We start from the raw sequence: 19039 nt of genomic DNA on the forward strand, positions 1-19039 counted from the left end.
GGGCCCGCGTGCGCCGTGCGGGCGCCCTGCGGCGGCGCCGTCAGACCGCCTCGCCGCGCCCCGGCGCCGGGGCGCGCGCCCGGGGAGTCCGGGGTGCCCGGGGAGCCGCCGCGCTCACCGGACGGGCCTGTGCACGTTCTCCTTCTTGGAGGGGCCAGGCTCGGCCTCGGCGATCCAGGGCCCGTCCTTCGACGGGTCGACGACGCCCTCCTCCAGCCATGTGTACGCGCCGTCGAGGAGCCCGCGCACGACCTTGCGGTCGACGTCGTCCGTGTTGGTCCACAGCCGCCCGAACAGCTCCTCGATCCGCACCTTGGACTGCTCGCAGAAGGCGTGCGCCAACTGGTGCGCGGCCTTGCCGCTCGTCCCGTCGCGGCGCAGCTTCTCCGCGCGTACGCAGGCCGCGCTCATCGCGAACAGCTCGGCGCCGATGTCCACGATCCGGCTCAGGAAGCCCTGCTTGGTCTCCATCCGGCCCTGCCAGCGGGACATGGCGTAGAAGGTGGAGCGGGCGAGTTTGCGTGACGTGCGCTCGACGTAGCGCAGATGCGCCGACAGCTCGCCGAACTCGGCGTACGTGCGGGGGAGCTGGCCGGGGCCCGCGACGAGTTTGGGCAGCCAGCGCGCGTAGAAGCCGCCCGCCGCCAGGGCGGCCTTGCGCTTCTCGCCGAGGGACTTCTCCGGGTCGATCAGGTCGCCCGCGACGGAGAGGTGCGCGTCGACGGCCTCGCGCGCGATGAGCAGGTGCATGATCTCCGTCGAGCCCTCGAAGATGCGGTTGATGCGCAGGTCGCGCAGCACCTGCTCGGCGGGGACGGCGCGCTCGCCGCGCGCGGCGAGGGACTCGGCGGTCTCGAAGCCCCGGCCGCCGCGGATCTGCACCAGCTCGTCGGCCATCAGCCAGGCCATCTCGCTGCCGAAGAGCTTGGCGAGCGCGGCCTCGATGCGGATGTCGTTGCGCTCCTCGTCCGCCATCTGCGAGGAGAGGTCGAGCACGGCCTCCAGCGCGAACGTCGTCGCGGCGATGAAGGACATCTTGGCGCCGACGGCCTCGTGCTCGGCGACGGGCCGCCCCCACTGGACGCGCGCCGCGCCCCACTCGCGGGCGATCTTCAGGCACCACTTGCCCGCGCCGACGCAGGTGGCGGGCAGCGAGAGCCGTCCCGTGTTCAGCGTGGTCAGCGCGATCTTCAGCCCGGCGCCCTCGCCGCCGATGCGGTGGGCGGCGGGGACGCGGACCTGGTGGAAGCGGGTGACGCCGTTCTCCAGCCCGCGCAGGCCCATGAACGCGTTGCGGTTCTCGACGGTGACGCCCTCGGCGCCGCCCTCCACCACGAACGCGGTGATGCCGCCCCTGTGCCCCTCGGACCTGGGCACGCGGGCCATGACGACGAGCAGGTCGGCGACGACGCCGTTGGTGGTCCACAGTTTGACGCCGTCCAGTACGTAGTCGTCGCCGTCGGGCACGGCTGTGGTGGCCAGGCGCGCCGGGTCGGAGCCGACGTCGGGCTCGGTGAGCAGGAAGGCGGAGATGTCGGTGCGGGCGCAGCGGGGCAGGAAGGTCTCCTTCTGCTCCTGGGTGCCGAAGAGCTTCAGCGGCTGCGGTACGCCGATGGACTGGTGCGCCGAGAGCAGGGCGCCCACCGCCGGGTTGGCCGAGGAGACCATGGCGAGGGCCTTGTTGTAGTAGACCTGCGTGAGGCCGAGCCCGCCGTACTCGGTGCCGACCTTCATGCCCAGGGCGCCGATCTCCTTGAGCCCGTTGACGACCCGGTCGGGGATGCGGGCCTCGCGCTCGATGAGGGCGCTGTCGATCTCGGTCTCGCAGAAGTCCTTGAGCCTGGCGAGGAACTCCTCGCCCCGCTGCTTGTCCTCGGCCGCGGGTTCGGGGTGCGGGTGGATCAGGTCCAGCCGGAAGCGCCCGAGGAACAGCTCCTTGGCGAAGCTGGGCTTGCGCCAGTCCTTCTCACGGGCTTCCTCGGCGACCTCTCGTGCTTCGCGCTCGGAGACGGTCATGTCACTCACCTCGCCGCGGTCTGTGGGGCCGATGGGTGCCGATGGGTCACGAGGGGTATCGGCGTGAACTACCGGTCGGTGCTACTCGCTCGTATCTACCCGATACATACGTTCCGTACCAGGCTCCGCGCGCGGCAATCCACGGATGCCGCAGCCCGGTTGAAGCGCTCCAACCGGGCGTTTCCGCACCCTGGACAGGCCTTCGCGGGGCGGTCTAGGGTCGGGCAGCCGCGTCGGCGATCGCAGCCGCAACCACAGCCGCCGAGCACCGAGCACCACCGGGAGAGCACGATGGTCACCCTCGCCGATGTCGCCCGGCACGCAGGGGTCTCCGCCAGCACGGTGAGCTACGTCCTCAGCGGCAAGCGCTCGATCTCGGCGGCCACCCGCGAGCGCGTCACGCGCAGCATCGCCGAGCTGGGCTACCACCCGCACGCCGGAGCCCGCGCCCTCGCCAGCAGCAGGTCGGACATCATCGCGCTGATGATGCCGCTGCGCACCGACATGTACGTGCCGGTGATGATGGAGATCGCCGTGGCGGTCGCCACGACGGCACGCTCCTACGGGCACGACGTGCTGCTGCTGACCGGCGAGGAGGGGCCGGAGGCCGTCCGCCGTGTGGTGGGGAGCGGGCTGGCCGACGCGATGATCCTGATGGACGTGGAGCTGGACGACGCCAGGCTCCCCCAGCTCGCCGCCTCCGGCACCCCCGCCGTGCTGATCGGGCTGCCCGCCGACACGACGGGCCTGACCTGCGTCGATCTCGACTTCGCCGCCGCGGGCGCGCTGTGCGCCGCGCATCTGGCCTCGCTGGGCCATCGGGAGATCGCCGTGGTGGGCGAGGCGGCGGCCGTCTACGAGCGGCACACCGGCTTCGCCGAGCGGACGGTGGCGGGGCTGCGCGAGCGGGCCGCGGCGCTCGGGCTGCGGATGCTGCACCGGCCCTGCGAGGGCGGTTACGACGCGATGGCCGCCACCCTCGCCCGCGTCTTCGACGAACGTCCCGGCACCACCGGCTTCGTGGTCCAGAACGAGAAGGCCGTCGATCCGCTGCTCAGCCTGCTGCGGCGGCAGGGCCGCGCCGTGCCGGAGGACGTCTCGGTGGTCGCCGTGTGCCCCGAACAGGTCGCCACGGACGCGTCCGTGCCCCTCACCTCCGTCGCGGTGCCCGCGCACGAGATGGGGCGGCGCGCCGTGGACCTGGTGATGGCGCGGAGCGGGGCGAGGGAGCGCGGCGAGGACCTGGCTGACCGGGTCGAGCTGCTGCCGCCCGAGCTGACGGTGCGGGCCAGCACGGGCCCGGCGCCCGCCGCGAGGTGACGCGCCGTCACCGCCCGCGCCCCCTACCGCCCGCGGCCCGTCACCGTCCCCGCTCCCACGGATCAGTGTCCGGGCCGACCGGGCGCGCGGGACGAGACGGAATGGCCCGGAGTGACGAGTCCCGTCTCGTACGCGAGGACCACAGCCTGCGCCCTGCTGCCGAGGTTCAGCTTGGCCATGGTGCGGTTGAGATGGGTCTTGACGGTGGACTCGGTGATGACGAGCCGGTCGGCGATCTCCGGGTTGGAGAGCCCCCCGGCCACCAGCCGCAGCACGTCGGTCTCCCGCCCGGTCAGCGCCTCCAGCACCTCGGGCGGCGCCACGCGCTCCGGTTCCTGGCGTCGCGCGTACGCCTCGACCAGGCGGCGGGTGACGCTCGGCGCGAAGAGCGTGTCCCCCTCAGCCACGGCGGCGACGGCCGCCAGCAGCCGCTGCGGCCCCGTGTCCTTGAGCAGGAAGCCGCTGGCCCCGGCGCGCAGCGCCTCGTAGACGTATTCGTCCAGGTCGAAGGTGGTCAGCACCAGGACGCGCGGGCGGAGTTCGCCTGCCGCCTCCAGGATGCGTGCGGTGGCCGCGATGCCGTTGACCCCGGGCATCCTGATGTCCATCAGGACGACGTCGGGCCGTTCGCGCCCGGCGAGCCGCACCGCCTCCTCGCCGTCGGACGCCTCCCCGACCACCTCCATGCCGGGCGCGGCGCGGAGCAGAGCGGCGACCCCGGCCCGTATGAGCACCTGGTCGTCGACGACGAGCACCCGTGTCGCCATCGCTGTGGTCTCCCCCCGCCGGCCCCGTAACCCCGTAGCCCCGCGACTCCGCCGTCAGGCGGGGAGGGTGAGCCGCACCTCGTATCCGCCGCCGGGCCTGGGGCCCGCCGTCAGCGAGCCCCCGTAGATCCTGGCGCGCTCGCGCATGCCTATCAAGCCGTGACCGCCGCCGCTCACGGGGACGTCGGCGGCGTGGTGGCCGGTTCTCGCGGTGGGCTTGCTTCCGGTTCCGTCGTCGGTGACGGTCACCTCCAGTTGCCGTGCCCCGTAGCCCACGGTGACCTCGGCGGTGGCCGCGCGGGCGTGCTTGAGGACGTTGGTGAGGGCCTCCTGGACGACGCGGTAGGCGCACTGGCCCACGCCTGGCGGCAGTTCGCGCACCTGGCCCGTGACGGTGAGACGCACCCGCACCCCCGCCTTGCGCACCCGCGCGGTCAGCTCCCCGAGGCCGTCCAGGCCCGGGGCCGGTACGTACGCCTCGTCGCCGCCGGTCAGTTCGCCGTTCTCGTCGACGCGCAGCACGGCCAGCAGCCGCCGCAGCTCGGCCAGCGCCTCGCCCGAGGTCTCGGCGATCGTGGCCAGCGCGCCGCGCGCGGTGGGCGGGTCGGAGCGGAAGACGTAGTCGGCCAGGCCCGCCTGGACGGAGATCACGGACATGTGGTGGGCGACGACGTCGTGCAGTTCACGCGCGATGCGCACCCGCTCCTCGGCCACCGCCCTGCGCTCCCCCGCCGCGCGCTCGCGCCGCAGTTGCTCCGCGAGTTCGGCCAGCCGCACGCTGCGCCGCGCCGCCTTCCCCGCGAGCCTGCCGAAGCCGCAGATGACGGCGGTGTAGAGGATGCTCTGGCCGAGCACGGTCGCCGGGCTCGCCTCGGCGCCCGTCGTGCCCGCGTAGTTCCAGATCGCCGCGAGCAGCAGCGCGCACAGCACCGTCTGCCGCAGCGGGCGGAGGGAGGCGACGGTGTAGAGGGCGAGGAGGGGGCCCAGGGTGTTGACGACGGGCCAGTAGTCGAGGGCGATGTAGGTGGTCCACACCGCGTAGGAGCCGAGGGCCAGCGCGAGCGGCGCCTTGCGACGGGCCGCCATCGGGAGGTTGACGGCGCAGGTCAGGAGGGTGCCACGGGTGTCGAGGCCCTGCCAGCCGACGGGCACGTTGTCGTGTCCGAGCAGGACGCTGACGACGGTGATCGCCAGCGCGACGGCGGTGTCGTAGGCCCAGGACGGCACCTTGTCCGCGCGGCGCCGTAGTCCGGATGCCCTCCCCATCGCCGCAGCGTAACCGCGCCGTGCCGGGCCCAACATCCACCGGTCGCGCTGTACGCCGGGGGTCCCGCCTACCGCGCTGGTACGACGCGGCCCTCCGCATACCGCAGAAGGACGGGTTCCTCTTACCGCTGAGCGCTGACGACCGGAGGCACGGGGGCGCCGTACCGTCGTTCCGGTACAGCTCGCCGCGCCCCGGACAGGGGACCGGCGTTCCGCAGGGGGATACGGACGCGGGTCACACGGGGGAAGGGCCGGGGCGCGGCGCTGTACGCAGGGGTCAGCAGGGGGTGCGCGGGGACAGGGGTGACCGGGATCAGTTCGCGGTCACGCCGAAGGAGTTCGTCCTGAAGTCGAGGCCGCCGGACGACGAGGTGATCTCGTAGCCGAACTGGACGTCGCCGATGACCTCGTTGGAGGGCATCCAGCCCTGGCGCACGATCCAGTCGAGCACCGGCTTGATGTCGATCCGGCCCGACTTCGTCTGCTGCGCCGCGAGGAACGAGTAGACGTTGTTGTTGCCGTTGGAGCCCTTGTACACGGCCCACTGGCGCCCGCCGAGGCTGACGTCGGTGACCTTCCCGCCGATGGGTCCCACGGCGCCGTGCCAGTTGGGCCAGATCATGATCTCGTGCTGGTGGTCCGAGTCCCAGACGTCGTACGAGGTGTTGTACGCGCCCGCGCTCGGGACCGTCACGTCGAAGGTGCTGTTCAGCGTCGAGATCCCGCTGATGGGCCTGCCCACGACGTACTTGGCGTTCGGGTACGACTTCACGCCGCCCGTGTTGGGGTGGTCGGCGCGCACGGTCCAGCGGGAGGCCGAGTCGGCTGCGATGCACTGGGAGCCCGCGCCCTGGCCCCAGATGTTGTTGTAGAGGGTGTAGCCGCCGTTCTGCCACGTGCCCCACTGGTCGCAGGTCTCCCAGGCCGCCGCCGGGGAGGCCGGGGCCGCCTGGGAGGGCGCGGCGAGCGAGCCGAAGAGGCCGAGGGCCGCGAGGAGCGGCGCGAGGACGAGGGCGCGGAGGGTGCGGCGGGTGCGCGGGGTGCGGGCGGTCCGGGTTCTGGGGGTGGTGGGGGCAGGTGTGGGGTGTCTGCGGCTCACGGGGACTCCTTGGGGTGCGCGGATGCGCTGACGCCCCTCAGTCGCCGCCCGACGCGTGAAGGTTGCCCCTGACGGTGTCCCGGACGCTGCCTCGCGCGAGTATCTCGCGGCTGACCTCGCCGTCCTCACCATGGAAGTCGATGCCCACGTTCCATCCCGTACGGGCGAACATCGCCTCCAGCTCGTCCCACCGCGCGGGATCGACGTGCCCGGCGAAGCGCACGAGCCGCGGGCCCGACATCGTCTGGAAGGACGCCCAGTCGTTCGAGAACGTGAACTCGCCCCGGTATTCGCCGTCGCCGACCTCCCAGCCCTCGCCGCGCAGGACCTCGACGAACTCCTGCGGGGTGGGCACGAGGACCTCGGCCTCCGGCGCCGCCACGGGCTCCGCCGCGAGGAGGTTCACAGGGACGGGCGCGTGCGGGTCTCCGTCGTCCGCCGTGTGCACGGGCGCGGCCGGTCCGGCGGAACCGGAACCGGAACCCGGATCGGGGTCGAGGTCGGGGTCGGGTCCCGGATCGGGGTCGGGTCCCGGTTCCAGGTGGATGCCTCCGTAGACGTTGGGGAGGCCGCGCAGCTGCTCGCGGAGCCAGTCCGGCAGATGGGCGTCGTCGCGCGGGTAGCGTCGCAGGTCACGGGCGTAGCTCTCGGGCCGGAAGAGTTCGCTGGGCCTGCCCTCGTAGTCGTAGCTCGCCTCGTAGTCGTAGGCGGTACGGCCGCCGCAGCGCGAGAGCCGGAAGGTCAGCGTGAACCAGGTGCCCACGCCCTCCCGGTACATGCCGTCGCGCAGCCGCTCGCACAGGTCGTTGACGTCGGGCGGGATGGAGGCGCCCCTGCTGCGCCCTCTGTCGTCCACGACCGAGCAGGAGGAGAGGTGACCGGCACCGGAGAGCGCGGTCCACTCGATGGTCACCTCCGACCAGCCCGGCTTCATTCCGGAGGCGAGCTTCGCCGCGATGTCCCGGAGGATCTCCTCCAGCTCGGTGGCGTCCGCCCGCTCCGCGGGCTCAGGTGCCGGCACGCTCATCTCGCTCTCCGCTCCCGCCTTCTCGCCGCCCGGCGTTCGACGTATCGCGTCGGGCCGTCCTGCGCTGCTTGTGGGGTGCATGGTGCTCGTGGGGCTCCTGCCACGCTTGATCACCGCGCAATCCTCCCCGGCAGACGTCCGCGTCCGGCCGACGGTTCCGCACCCCCGCGTACCGGCACGCATCGGACACACACCGGGCACACGGGAGCGCTACTCCGGGCCCCGCTCCGGCCCCCCTCCGGCCCCGCTCCGGCCCCCTTCCGGCTCCGTACCGGCCGTGGCCGCCGTTACGGCACCACCCGGAAGTGGGTCGTCAGCCGCCCCTCGTCGTCGTGTACGTGGAAGGCGAGCATCGGCGGCAGCGCGTAGTCGAGCGGCCCCTCGCCCGCCCCCTCCCACGGCATGCGGAGCGTGGAGACGACGCCGGGCGCCGCGACGAGGGGCAGCGAGGCGAACGTGGTCACAGCGGGCGTGTGGCTGTGGCCGCACAGCAGGGCCGCGACGTGCGGGTGCCGTCCGACGACCTCGGCGAGGCGGTCCTCGCCGAACTGTCTGATGGGGTCGACGTACTGGCCGTGCAGCGGCACCGGCGGGTGGTGGAAGCAGACGAAAGCGGGCCGGTCCTTCGGCGCCCCGGCCAGCGACCGGTCGAGCCACGCGAGGGTGCCGTCGTCGAGGTAGCCGTCGCCACGCGCCGGGATGCTGGAGTCGCACATGGCGAACGTGGCGCCGGGCAGGACGTGGAACTCGTTGACGGGCGAGGTGTCCGCGGGGTCGCCGCCGAGGAAGGCGGCGCGGTAGGGGCCGCGCGCGTCGTGGTTGCCGGGGCACAGCAGGGGCGCGTGCCGCGAGCCCGCGAGCAGCTTGACGGCCGTCTCGTACTCCTCCGGAGCGCCGTGGTCGGCGATGTCCCCGGTGAGGAGGACGGCGTCCAGCTCGCCGGGGAGCGCGTCGAGGTACCGCAGCACGCGCTCGGCCCGCTCCCGCGCCCGCACGCCTCCGTCCCCCTTGTCCTGGCCGAGGTGTATGTCGCTGAGCTGCGCGAAGACGAACATGCTGGGCCTCTTCCGTTCGGTTCTGGCGTGAAGTACCGGGGTCATGCGGCCGGTGGAGCCGGTGCGGCCGGTACGCCGGCCCAGTCGGCGGCGAAGGCGCGGGCCGGGTTGCGGACGAAGACCTGCTCGGCGAGCTCCGGGCCGAACTCGCGCTCCATGCGCGGCCGGAGCGTCCGCAGCAGATACGGCATGCCGGGGGCACCGCGCGCCGCCGCCGTGGTCGTGTCGGCGCCGACCAGCAGCCGCGCCCCGTGCCCGTCCTCGACCAGCGCGGCGAGGCAGTCGAACAGGCGCCGGTCGGTGGCGTGGTGGGCGCGCGAGGGACCGTCGAAAACGAGCCAGGCGCCCGCCTCTGCCACCTCGCGGTGCAGACCGGTGTCGGGGAACCGGCCCAGGTGGCCGAGGAGGACGCTGCGCGCGGGTACGCCGAGTTCGCCGCAGAGCAGCGCGAGGACGTCCGGGGCCGCCGTGCCGCCCTCCAGGTGGACGGCGACGGGCGCGCCGGTCCCGTGGTGTGCGCGGGCCGCGGCGCCGAGGGTGCGCCGCGCGTGCGGGTCCAGGCCGTGGCAGCCGCCAGCGACCTTGATGAGGCCCGCTCGGGCGCGCTCCCCGCAGACCCCGCCGCGCACGCCCTGTGTCAGCTCCTCGGTGAAGAGGTCGGCGAGTTCCGCGAGCCCCTCCGAGGGATCGTCGCTCCCGTACCCCGGCAGGTCCCGCGCTGACACGTCCCCCGGCTCCCCCGACGCGCCTGGCGCGTAGTGCGCGGCCTGGTGCAGCCCCGTCGCCGCCACCAGATGGACGCCGGTTCGGCGGGCGAGTTCGACGAGCGCGCCCGAGCGGCGGCCCATGCCGTACGGGGTCCACTGGACGACCGACCGGCCGCCCAGGGCCGCGAACCCGCGCAGCTCGGCCTCCGCCGCTTCGAGGTCGGCCAGTTCCTGGCCGGGCAGGCGCGGGCTGCGCAGGAACAGGTGGTCGTGCGCGTCGCACACGCCCAGGGCCGCGCCGGGCACGTCGCCGAGCACGGTGCGGACGGCCGGGCCGCCGCTCCCCGTGGGGGTCACAGGCCCGGCCCCTCGGACAGGTGCAGCACCTCGTAGTACGCGTCCTCGCCGTTGCCGTCGCCCTCGCCCGGCGCCGTCGTGCCGTCGCGGAGGACGAAGCGGACCAGCTCCCACCGGTGCGGGTCGAGCCCGAGCGCCGCCGTGTGCACACCGGGCTGACGGGCCAGCTCCCGCAGCCCGTCCAAGGCCGCCCCGGCGTGGGCGCCCACGTCCTCGCCGGGAGGCAGCACCCAGGTGCGCCGCTCGGCGGCACGGGGGACGGCGCCCCTCGCCGGGCCGTCCGCGTGCCCGAGCCCGTGCCAGTTCCGTACCGTCGGACGGCCGAAGTCGGCGCTCAGGCCCTGGAATCCGGGCCCGCGCAGAAAGTCCGTGAGCGCCGACGGGTCCTCCCAGAGGTAGAAGGGCGCGTACTGGTTCACGGGCTGCCGCGGCCCCGGCGCGTCCTCCGCCGCCCGCTCGCGGATGGCGTACGCCTTGAGCCCGAGCCCCTGGTGACCGTCGAGCAGATGCCCCTTGGCCGCGACGCGGCGGCGGATGAAGCCCATGTCGTAGTCGGCGGGCAGCGTGATCTCGTACTGCATGGCATGCACGGAGGCGGGCCCTTCCAGGAGTCTCAGGAGCGGGTGCGAGCGCGAGTGCGCGTCAGGGGCGGGTGCGGGCGTCCAGCAGGCCGAGCAGCCCCTCGACCGCCTGCCGGAAGGGCGCTGGGTCGCCCGCGGCGCGCGCGAGGACGTAGCCGCCCTGGACGACGGCGACGATGGCCGCCGCCGTGCCCGGCGGGTCGAGCGCGCCGTCGAACTCGCCGCTCGCGCGGCCCTCTTCGAGCACCTCGGCCAGCCGCCCGCGCAGCCAGGCGAACGTCTCCTCCAGCGGCTCGCGCAGCGCCGGTTCCGCGACGATGTCCGGGTCCTGTGCGAGGCCGCCGACGCGGCAGCCGCGCAGCACGGCGCGCTCGCGCAGCAGATAGCCGCGCACCCGCTCGTACGCGCTCCCCTCACCGCCCAGGTCGGCCGCCGCGGTGGCGCGCATCGCCTCCGCGCTGCGGCGCACGGCCGTGCGCGCGAGGTCGGGCTTGCCGTCGAAGTGGTGGTACATGCTGCCCTGGCCCGCGCCTGCGCGCTGCTGGATGGCCTTCGGGCTGGTGCCGACGTAGCCGCGGTCCCAGAGGAGTTCGCGGGTCGCCTCGATCAGCTTCTCGGCGGTGCCGGAGCCTTTCGCGGAGCCGTTCACCGGTCCGGGTCCGGGCCGCTCGCGGGGTGTCATGGCCGCACTGTACATACCAGTAGGTACAGAACGTCAAGACGTCGCCGGTCCGCACCACGGCGGGACGCGGCACGAACCGGCGAGGGGACCGGAGGGGCGGGGACCCAGGGGCGGATCAGCCCTCGGGGCCGAGCAGCCCGCGCTCGTAGGCGCGCACGAGGCGCCGCGGCACCTTGATCTCGCGGCCCTCGACGGTGATCGGCACCAGATCGGGGGTCGCCGCCTTCCAGTTGGAGCGGCGGTGACGGGTGTTGCTGCGCGACATCTTGCGCTTGGGGACAGCCACGGGAACCTCCGGGGTCGGGGACACCGTCAGGCTACATGAAAACGATTGTCGATTGCCTGATGGGTGCCACCTGCCCCGCCGACCCCATGTGCCCCGCGCGCCGCTACAGCTCCAGGCCGGTCAGCACCATGACGCGCTCGTAGGTGTAGTCCTCCATCGCGAACCGCACGCCCTCGCGCCCGACGCCCGACTGCTTGGCGCCGCCGTAGGGCATCTGGTCGGCGCGGTAGGACGGGACGTCGCCCACCACGACACCGCCCATCTCCAGCGCGCGGTGCGCGCGGAAGGCGGCCTGGATGTCGTGGGTGAACAGGCCCGCCTGGAGGCCGTACTTGGAGTCGTTGGCGGCGGCGAACGCCGCCTCCTCGCTGTCGACCCGCGTGAACGACATGACGGGGCCGAAGACCTCCTCACAGCCGATGTTGGTGTCGGCGGGGACGTCCTCCAGGACGGTCGGCGCGTAGGTGGCACCCTCGCGCTTGCCGCCCGTGAGCAGCTTCGCGCCGCGCGAGACGGCCTCCTCCACCCACGACTCGACGCGCTTGGCCGCCTCCTCGCTCACCAGCGGGCCGACGTCGGTGGCCGGGTCGGACGGGTCGCCCGTCTGGAGCGCCTCGACGGCCGTGACGACCTTGGGCAGCAGCCGGTCGTAGACCGACTGGTGCGCGATGACGCGCTGCACCGAGATGCAGGACTGGCCCGCCTGGTAGTTGGAGAAGGTCGCGATGCGCTGTGCGGCCCAGTCGATGTCGGCCTCGTCGGCGAAGTCGGCGAGCACGATGGCCGCACCGTTGCCCCCCAGCTCCAGGGTGACGCGCTTGCGCGGGGCCGAGTCGAGGATGGACCAGCCGACCGGGGCCGAGCCCGTGAAGGAGATGATCGGCAGCCGCTCATCCTGCACCAGGTCAGGCATCCGGTCGTTGGGCACGGGCAGCACCGACCACGAACCCTCCGGCAGGTCCGTCTCCGCCAGCAGCTCGCCGAGCAGCAGCCCGGAGAGGGGCGTGGCCGGGGCGGGCTTGAGGATGATCGGGGTGCCGACGGCGAGGGCCGGGGCGACCTTGTGGGCGCAGAGGTTGAGCGGGAAGTTGAAGGGCGCGATGCCCAGCACGGGCCCGTAGGGGAAGCGCCGGGTGTAGGCGAGACGGCCCACGCCGCCCGCGTCGGAGTCCAGCCGCTGGGCCTCGCCGCCGTTGAAGCGGCGCGCCTCCTCGGCCGCCCAGCGGAAGACGGAGACGCACCGGCCGACCTCGCCGCGCGCCCACTTCATGGGCTTGCCGTTCTCGGCGGAGATCAGCGCCGCGATCTCCTCGGAGCGCTCGACGAGGCGGGTCACCACGTGGTCGAGCGCGGCGGCCCGCACATGTGCGGGCGTGGCCGAGAACTCCTCGGCCACGGCGGCCGCCGCGGCCACCGCCTCCTCGACCTGGGCGTCGCTGGGAACGCTGACGGTGCCGACATGGCGGCCGTCCCAGGGCGAGGTGACATCGAGCGTGTCGTCGCCGGTGGCCGGGCGGCCGGCGAGCCAGAACGCGTGAGGGGAAGTCGCTGTTGTCACTGCGGATCGCCCTTCCGGAATGGTGGGGAGGGTGCCGGACCGGCACTCCATGACTCTCTGCGGTCCACCGTAGGGGCTCGGACCACGACTCCTTCTTGTCCGACGCGGCGCAGTCCCGTCCGCGCCCACGCCGGATTGGCGGCTGGCGACGGGAAGGGCGAGGCGGCAGAGAGGTTGACCCGAATCACCGTTGACCGGGTCATGCCACGGCGCCACGATGCCCGCACAGCACGCGCGTACGGCACGCCCGTACGGCACGACGGCACGAGGCACAAGGCACGAGGCACGAGGCACGCCGTACAGCACAGCCCCCCACCCGTCGCACTGGACACCCCAGGAGACGCGATGCGACTACGCAGACGCGGCACAACGGAAACCACCGGAACCGCGAGACCCGCCGGAACGAGCGGCACCCCGCCCCGTACCCGCACGAGGCGGGGCCGCAGAACCCGCACGACGGCCACCGCCACGCTGCTCGCCCTGGCGCTGGCGGTGCCCCTCACCGCGCAGGCCACGGCCTCACCCGACGCGACGGCAGAGACGTCCGGTGCGACCAGCGCGACCGGCGCGACCGGCGCGACCGGCGCGACCAGCACCGAGGCTGCCGACAGTGAACCTGGCCGCTACGAGATCGACGGCGTCACCACCAGGGCCGAGCGCTCCGCGATCGCGGCGACCGGCGCCTCCATCGACGCCGTACGGAACAGCTCGGTGACGGTCACGGCCGACGCGTCGAGCCTGCGCCACATCGAGCGCCTCGGCCACGAGGTGACACCGCTCGCCGGGCCCCCCGACCGCTCGGGGACGGGCACGGACGAGCCCCCGAGCACGATGGACTTCCCGCCGGCGGACTCGAACTACCACAACTACGCCGAGACCATGGCCGCCATCGACGGCTACGTCGCGCGGTACCCGAACATCATGAGCAAGCAGGTCATCGGCACCTCCTACCAGGGCCGCCAGATCGTCGCCGTCAAGATCAGCGACAGCGTCGGGCAGGACGAGGCCGAGCCCGAGGTGCTCTTCACCCACCACCAGCACGCGCGCGAGCACCTCACCGTCGAGATGGCGCTCTACACGATGAACGAGTTCGGGTCCAAGTACGGCTCCGAGAGCCGGATCACCAACATGGTCAACGGGCGCGAGCTGTGGCTGATCCCCGACGTCAACCCGGACGGCGGCGAGTACGACATCCAGACGGGCAGCTACCGGATGTGGCGCAAGAACCGGCAGCCGAACACGGGCTCGTCGTACGTCGGCACCGACCTGAACCGCAACTGGGCCTACCGGTGGGGCTGCTGCGGCGGCTCCTCGGGCAGCACGTCGTCGGAGACCTACCGAGGACCGTCGGCCGCTTCGGCGCCCGAGACCCGCGTCGTCGCGGACTTCATGCGGAGCCGGGTGATCGGCGGCCAGCAGCAGATCACGGCCCACATCGACTTCCACACCTACAGCGAACTGGTGCTGTGGCCCTGGGGCTACACCTACAACGACACCGGAGGACCCCTCACCCAGGACGACCGCAACGCCTTCGCCGCCGTGGGGACGCAGATGGCCCGCAGCAACGGGTACACGCCGCAGCAGTCCAGCGACCTCTACATCACGGACGGCTCGATCAACGACTGGGCCTGGGGTGACCAGGGCATCTTCAGCTACACCTTCGAGATGTACCCGGGTCCTGGCGGCTCCGGCGGCTTCTATCCGCCCGACGAGGTCATCCCGGCGCAGACCTCCCGCAACAAGGAGGCCGTCCTGATCCTCCTGGAGAACGCCGACTGCATGTACCGGTCCATCGGCAAGGAGGCGCAGTACTGCCCGGCGGCGTAGCCGCTCCGTAGAGGTACGGGGGTACGGGCCAACGGGGGGGGACGAGGCACGGGGGCCCGGGGGGCGGCGGGCGGAGCGGAGCCCGGGGACGGTGAGCCTGCCCGTCAGCCCGTCGCCTTGAGGGCCAGCCACAGCTCCATGCGCACGTCAGGGTCGTCGAGGGAGCGGCCGAGGATCTCCTCGACCCGGCGCATGCGGTAGCGCAGCGTGTGCCGGTGGACGCCGAGGTCGGCCGCGGCGGCGTCCCACTGGCCGTGGCGCGAGAGCCAGGCGCGCAGGGAGGCGACGAGATCGCCGCGCCCGTTGGCGTCGTGCTCGCGGAGCGAGCGCAGCAGTCCGTCGGCGAAGGCGCGCACCGCGTCGTCGGCGAGGAGGGGCAGCACGGAGCCCGCCGCCACGTCCTCGTGCTCCACGAGCGGGACGCCGCGTCTTCGCGCCACGGAGAGCGCCTGATCGGCCTGCTTGAAGGCGACGGCGACGGCGGGGAGCCCGGCGGGCGCCGAGACACCGATGAACGCGACGTCCTCCTGGCTTCCCTGGCCGCCCGCGCTGCCGGCACCGCTGGGCCCGCCCGCGCCGTTGGGCTCCGTCGCTGCGTCCACGCAGGCCGCCGCGTACTGGGCGCAGGCCGTTACCGCCGCGCCGCCGTCGGCGGCGAGCACCACGAGGCGGGTGCCGTCCGGGATGACCAGCACCGCTTCGCCGCTGCGGGCCGCCGCGGTCTCGATCGCGTCGGCCAGCCCGTCGAGCGGACCGGCGAGCGCGGAGGGCACGGCCTCGGGCGCGGGCACGGAGACGCTGACGCCGGGTCCCGTCTCGGCGAGCGTCACGAGGGCGGGGGGCGCGGAGGCGGCGCCGCGCTGCCGGGAGCCGACGGCGCCGGTGCCGGTGCCGGTGCCGGTGCCGCCTGTGCCGCCGGAGGAGCGCGCGGAGTTCGGGGAGTTCGAGGAGGAGGCGGAGTGGGGGTGGGAGTGCGAGTTGGCGTAGCGGGCCGCCGCGCCCGAGGCCGGTTCCGCGACGATCACGCGCATGGGGGCGTCCAGGAGGCCGCCGTAGAGCCGCCCGGCCACCGCGCGGGCGTGATCGGCCTCCCCGGAGAGCAGCATCCGCATCACCGCGGCGCCCAGCCGCTGTTCGGCCTCCTGGAGCGCGCGCGAGCGCTCCATGGTGAGCGTGAGGAGCGCGATGGCCGAGTGCACGGCGTAGCGCTCGGCGGTGCCCAGGGGCGCGGCGGTGCCGACGGCCAGCACCGCCTTGGCCCGACGGCCGCTGCCCACCGACTGCAACTCGACCCGGTCGTCCCCCGCCTCGGCCTCGCTGACGACGGCGCTGGCGGGCGCGGGACGGTCGCGCAGCCGCTCGGCGTCGCCGATGAAGCGGGCCGCGCGGCGCACGGCCCACGTCGGCGCGGTGGCGACGACGGCGCCCGACGCGTCGTACAGCGCCGCCCAACCGTCCACCTCCGAGGCCAGCTTGGCCAGCAGCGCGGCGGGGCCCTCCTGGGAGAGCGCGGCGCGGGTCATCTCGCGCTGCGCGTCGAAGCCCGCGGTCACCGCGCGGTACTGCTCGGCGGCGATGGCCGCCGAGACGGCCTTGCTGATGGCGATGAACGGGGTGCGGCGCGGCACCTCCAGGAGCGGGAGGTCGACGCGGCGGCAGGCGTCGACGAGCGCCTCGGGCACCTTCTCGTAGTTGACCCCGGCGGCGAAGCCCAGCCCGACGACACCCTTGTCGGCGAGCTGCCGCACATAGCCGCGCATGGCCTCCGCGTCCTCGGCGTCCAGCTTGAGCGCGGTGACCAGAAGCAGCTCGCCGCCGTCGAGATAGGGCGTCGGATCGGCCAGCTCACTGGCGTGCGCCCAGCGCACAGGAGTGTCCAGCCGGTCCTGCCCCGCGAGCACGGAGAGCCGGAGAGCGGAGTGCTGAACAAGCGTGGCAAGAGTCGGTGGCATAACGATCCTCACCGTACAGGCGTCCAACTCAATTCGGTCATTCCCGAAGTCACTCCCCCAGCTTCGCCAGTATCGGCGGAGTCCGCTCACCGCGCACGGTCATCAGCGACAACACGGCGTGACCGGGCGGCACGTCATTGGCCAGATCGGACGCGGACCAGCGCTCGCGCTGGACGGTGCGGACGGTGACGGACTTGGCCGTGGCGCGCACCCCGGTGAAAAGGGTGCGGATCCCGCGCACCCAGCGCGTCACGAGGCCGCCGTGGAAGTCGGGGGCGTGCGTGATGTCCTCGGTCTCCACCCAGTCACGGCCCCACGCCTGCGCGAACACCTCCCCGTCCCAGGTGCTCAGGCCGGAGAGCGCCACCCGGCAGCCGACCGCCGCCAGCACCGTGGCGCGCAGTTGCTCCGGTACGTCGTCGAGCGTGCGGAGGCCGAGGACGACGCCCGCGTGCGCGGAGCGCAGCCGCTGGATCTCCCGGACGGAGGAGGCGGTCAGGGTGTGGGCCGCGTCGTCGAGGACCAGGCAGACGAACCGCGACTGGTCCTTGCGGGCGAGCGCGCTGGCGCAGAACTGGGCGAGCAGCAGGCGGGCCAGCAGCCGCGACGCCTCGGAGTGTCCGCGCTCGGGCAGGTCCACGCGCACGCGCAGGGGGTGGTCGATCGCGCGCATCGAGAAGGGCCGCGTGCGACCACTGGCGTCGAAGAAACCCGCGAACGCCGGACGGTCGAGAAGCGCGAGGCGGTCCGCGACGACGGCGCCAAGGTCTCCCGGCCGGGTGGCCTGGCGCTCCCGCGCGTCCAGCTCGCGCAGCGCCGCGCCCGCGGAGGGACCGGCCGCCTCGCACGCCTCCCGCAGCGACGCGAGAGCGACCGGCACGCCGTCCGCCAGCTCGCGCAGCTCGGGAACGGAGGGGAAACGGCCGTGTGCGATACGGAAGGGGCCGATGAGCTGGGCGATGACCGTGGCCACGCGCCGGGGGTCAGCCTCCGCCTCGTCACCGGCCAGCGCCTCGGCGAGGACGGCGGCGGCCTCGTCGGGATCGGTGCTCCCGCCGTAGAGGTCGAGGTCGTACACCGAGTCCGGGTCGCCGATCTTGATCACGACGTCGTACGCGTCGTCGGGGCCGAGTCCAGCACCGGAGGCTCCGACGGCCACGACGGCCGTCCGCCTGGCGAGCGCCTGGAGCGAGAGTGCCTCCACCACGGGCCGCACGACCTTGCGCGTCTTCCCCGCGCCCGAGGGCCCGACGACCAGGAGCGAGGTGCTGAGGAGGCTCGGCTCCAGCGCGATGGCCGTGCCCCGGTAGGCGTACGGATTCCGCTTCTCGTCGGGCGCCGCGCCGAGCCGCACCTGCCCGGTGACCAGGTCGTGGTGCGCGGCGCGCACGGGCAGATCACGCGTGCCCGACGGGTGCACATACGCGGTGGCTCCGCGCTGCCTGACCTCTTCGGCGAAGTCGGGGAGCCTCGCGGGCTGGGCCCGCACGCCTTGCCAGGCGCGGTCGATACGGGCGTAGTCGACGTCGTTCATCCGGCCCGACAGCGCCTCGGCCGCGAGCAGGTCCGCCGCCCCGTGCTCACCGGCGGCGCGCACCTCCGGCCAGGCGGCGCGGTCGTCGGCGGCGAGGGACGGCGCCGACGCGCCGGAGGACCCGCGGCCAGAGGGGTCCTCCGTCACCGCCTTCTTGAGGAGCGGCGCGCAGTACCGGCGCCACACCTCCGCCCAGCGGCCCGCGCGGCCGAAGGCGAACGTCATGAGGGCAGCGATCAGGAACTGATAGATCCGCACCGCGACGGAGAACGCGGCGCGGTCCCCTGTCGTGCGCCAGTGGTCGGGGGTGAACCAGACGAGGGGGCGGGTGAGGAAGGGCAGATAGTCGTTCCAGAACAGCGACCAGGTGAGCAGTCCCAGGATCAGCGCCAGTGCGGCTCCGCCCAGCAGTTGCCGGCCATCGATCCGGTCGGGCTCCTCGGGGGGCCGGGGCTCGTGGCCGCAGCGCCAGATGCCGGGCTGCGCCTCGGGGCGCGGTGCGCGCAGCCAGTCGGCGAGCGGGGGCCCCGCCGTGGGGGCCCGCAGCGGCATGGGCGGGACGGCCTGGGAGGGTGCCACGGCCGAGGGCTCCGTCCCCGCCCCGTAAGGCTCAGGACGCGACGGGGCGGGCCGCCGTGGGGGTGGCGTGCCGGGGGTCGGCGGGGGCGGGCCGGGTGGGTCGGGCGTGCCGGTGCGGGGGTCCGCGGGACCCGCGTCCTCGATGCCCTGTCCCCGGCGGGGCGACTCCGTGTCCTGCCTCCGGTGGGGAGACCCCATCTCCATGTGCCGCCTCTACTCCCTTGCTCCCTGCCCAGCCTGCGTCTCCACTCCTGCGCCCAATCTAGCCGCCAAGTGCGACAGTTGGCCCGCGACCGTCCGAAGGGCGGGACAGCGCGACGGTGCCGGGCGCGGGGCGCCCACGGGCGAGCCGTCGACAAGCCCGGGAACGCGGCACGCGCCCGGCCCGGACGGGGCGTCGGGCCGGGCCCGTCGCGCCCCCGTGGC

15 protein-coding genes are annotated in these 19039 nt (G+C 73.8%); 2 read left to right on the forward strand and 13 right to left on the reverse strand.

The window, feature by feature from the left end:
- Positions 1-114 precede the first annotated feature (114 nt).
- Positions 115-2016 (reverse strand): acyl-CoA dehydrogenase family protein, encoded by a 1902-nt coding sequence (locus ACYVOO_RS01635; protein WP_461013860.1) that lies wholly within the window; start codon positions 2014-2016, stop codon positions 115-117.
- A gap of 291 nt (positions 2017-2307) precedes the next feature.
- Between ACYVOO_RS01635 and ACYVOO_RS01640 the strand changes: the two genes are divergently transcribed.
- On the forward strand, positions 2308-3336 hold the full coding sequence (locus ACYVOO_RS01640; RefSeq protein ID WP_461013861.1) for a LacI family DNA-binding transcriptional regulator: 1029 nt from the start codon (positions 2308-2310) through the stop codon (positions 3334-3336).
- A gap of 62 nt (positions 3337-3398) precedes the next feature.
- Here ACYVOO_RS01640 and ACYVOO_RS01645 read toward each other — a convergent pair whose 3' ends face one another.
- From ACYVOO_RS01645 to ACYVOO_RS01690, 10 genes are all read right to left on the reverse strand, one after another.
- Positions 3399-4103, reverse strand: a complete 705-nt coding sequence (locus tag ACYVOO_RS01645; RefSeq protein ID WP_461013862.1) for a response regulator — start codon at positions 4101-4103, stop codon at positions 3399-3401.
- Positions 4104-4157: 54 nt separating this feature from the next.
- Entirely contained in the window at positions 4158-5369 is a 1212-nt protein-coding gene (locus tag ACYVOO_RS01650) for a sensor histidine kinase (protein ID WP_461013863.1), read from the reverse strand.
- Between the two features lie 313 nt (positions 5370-5682).
- Positions 5683-6468: a GH12 family glycosyl hydrolase domain-containing protein gene (locus ACYVOO_RS01655; RefSeq protein ID WP_461013864.1), complete on the reverse strand. Its 786-nt coding sequence runs from the start codon at positions 6466-6468 to the stop codon at positions 5683-5685.
- 37 nt (positions 6469-6505) lie between these two features.
- Entirely contained in the window at positions 6506-7495 is a 990-nt protein-coding gene (locus ACYVOO_RS01660) for a hypothetical protein (protein ID WP_461013865.1), read from the reverse strand.
- A gap of 287 nt (positions 7496-7782) precedes the next feature.
- Positions 7783-8550 (reverse strand): metallophosphoesterase, encoded by a 768-nt coding sequence (locus ACYVOO_RS01665; protein WP_461013866.1) that lies wholly within the window; start codon positions 8548-8550, stop codon positions 7783-7785.
- 41 nt (positions 8551-8591) lie between these two features.
- Positions 8592-9614 carry a phosphotriesterase family protein gene (locus ACYVOO_RS01670; protein WP_461013867.1) on the reverse strand — a complete coding sequence of 341 codons (1023 nt, stop codon included), beginning with the start codon at positions 9612-9614 and terminating at the stop codon, positions 8592-8594.
- Positions 9611-10204, reverse strand: coding sequence for a DUF4865 family protein (locus tag ACYVOO_RS01675; protein WP_461013868.1), 594 nt, complete (start codon positions 10202-10204; stop codon positions 9611-9613). Before ACYVOO_RS01675 ends, ACYVOO_RS01670 begins: the two co-directional genes overlap by 4 nt.
- 52 nt (positions 10205-10256) lie before the next feature.
- The gene (locus ACYVOO_RS01680) at positions 10257-10877 is read right to left on the reverse strand and encodes a TetR/AcrR family transcriptional regulator (protein WP_461013869.1); all 621 of its coding nucleotides are present in this window, start codon (positions 10875-10877) and stop codon (positions 10257-10259) included.
- A gap of 115 nt (positions 10878-10992) precedes the next feature.
- Positions 10993-11163, reverse strand: a complete 171-nt coding sequence (gene rpmF, locus ACYVOO_RS01685) for a 50S ribosomal protein L32 (protein ID WP_461013870.1) — start codon at positions 11161-11163, stop codon at positions 10993-10995.
- 103 nt (positions 11164-11266) lie between these two features.
- On the reverse strand, positions 11267-12721 hold the full coding sequence (locus tag ACYVOO_RS01690) for an aldehyde dehydrogenase family protein (protein ID WP_461013871.1): 1455 nt from the start codon (positions 12719-12721) through the stop codon (positions 11267-11269).
- Between the two features lie 345 nt (positions 12722-13066).
- On the opposite strand from ACYVOO_RS01690, the gene ACYVOO_RS01695 reads away from it, so the two are divergent.
- Positions 13067-14548 (forward strand): M14 family metallopeptidase, encoded by a 1482-nt coding sequence (locus ACYVOO_RS01695; protein WP_461013872.1) that lies wholly within the window; start codon positions 13067-13069, stop codon positions 14546-14548.
- A gap of 104 nt (positions 14549-14652) precedes the next feature.
- On the opposite strand, the gene ACYVOO_RS01700 is transcribed toward ACYVOO_RS01695, so the two are convergent.
- The gene (locus tag ACYVOO_RS01700) at positions 14653-16500 is read right to left on the reverse strand and encodes a PucR family transcriptional regulator (RefSeq protein WP_461013873.1); all 1848 of its coding nucleotides are present in this window, start codon (positions 16498-16500) and stop codon (positions 14653-14655) included.
- Between the two features lie 49 nt (positions 16501-16549).
- Positions 16550-18817 carry an ATP-binding protein gene (locus ACYVOO_RS01705; protein ID WP_461013874.1) on the reverse strand — a complete coding sequence of 756 codons (2268 nt, stop codon included), beginning with the start codon at positions 18815-18817 and terminating at the stop codon, positions 16550-16552.
- Between the last annotated feature and the right edge of the window lie 222 nt (positions 18818-19039).

This window comes from Streptomyces daliensis, assembly GCF_054782395.1.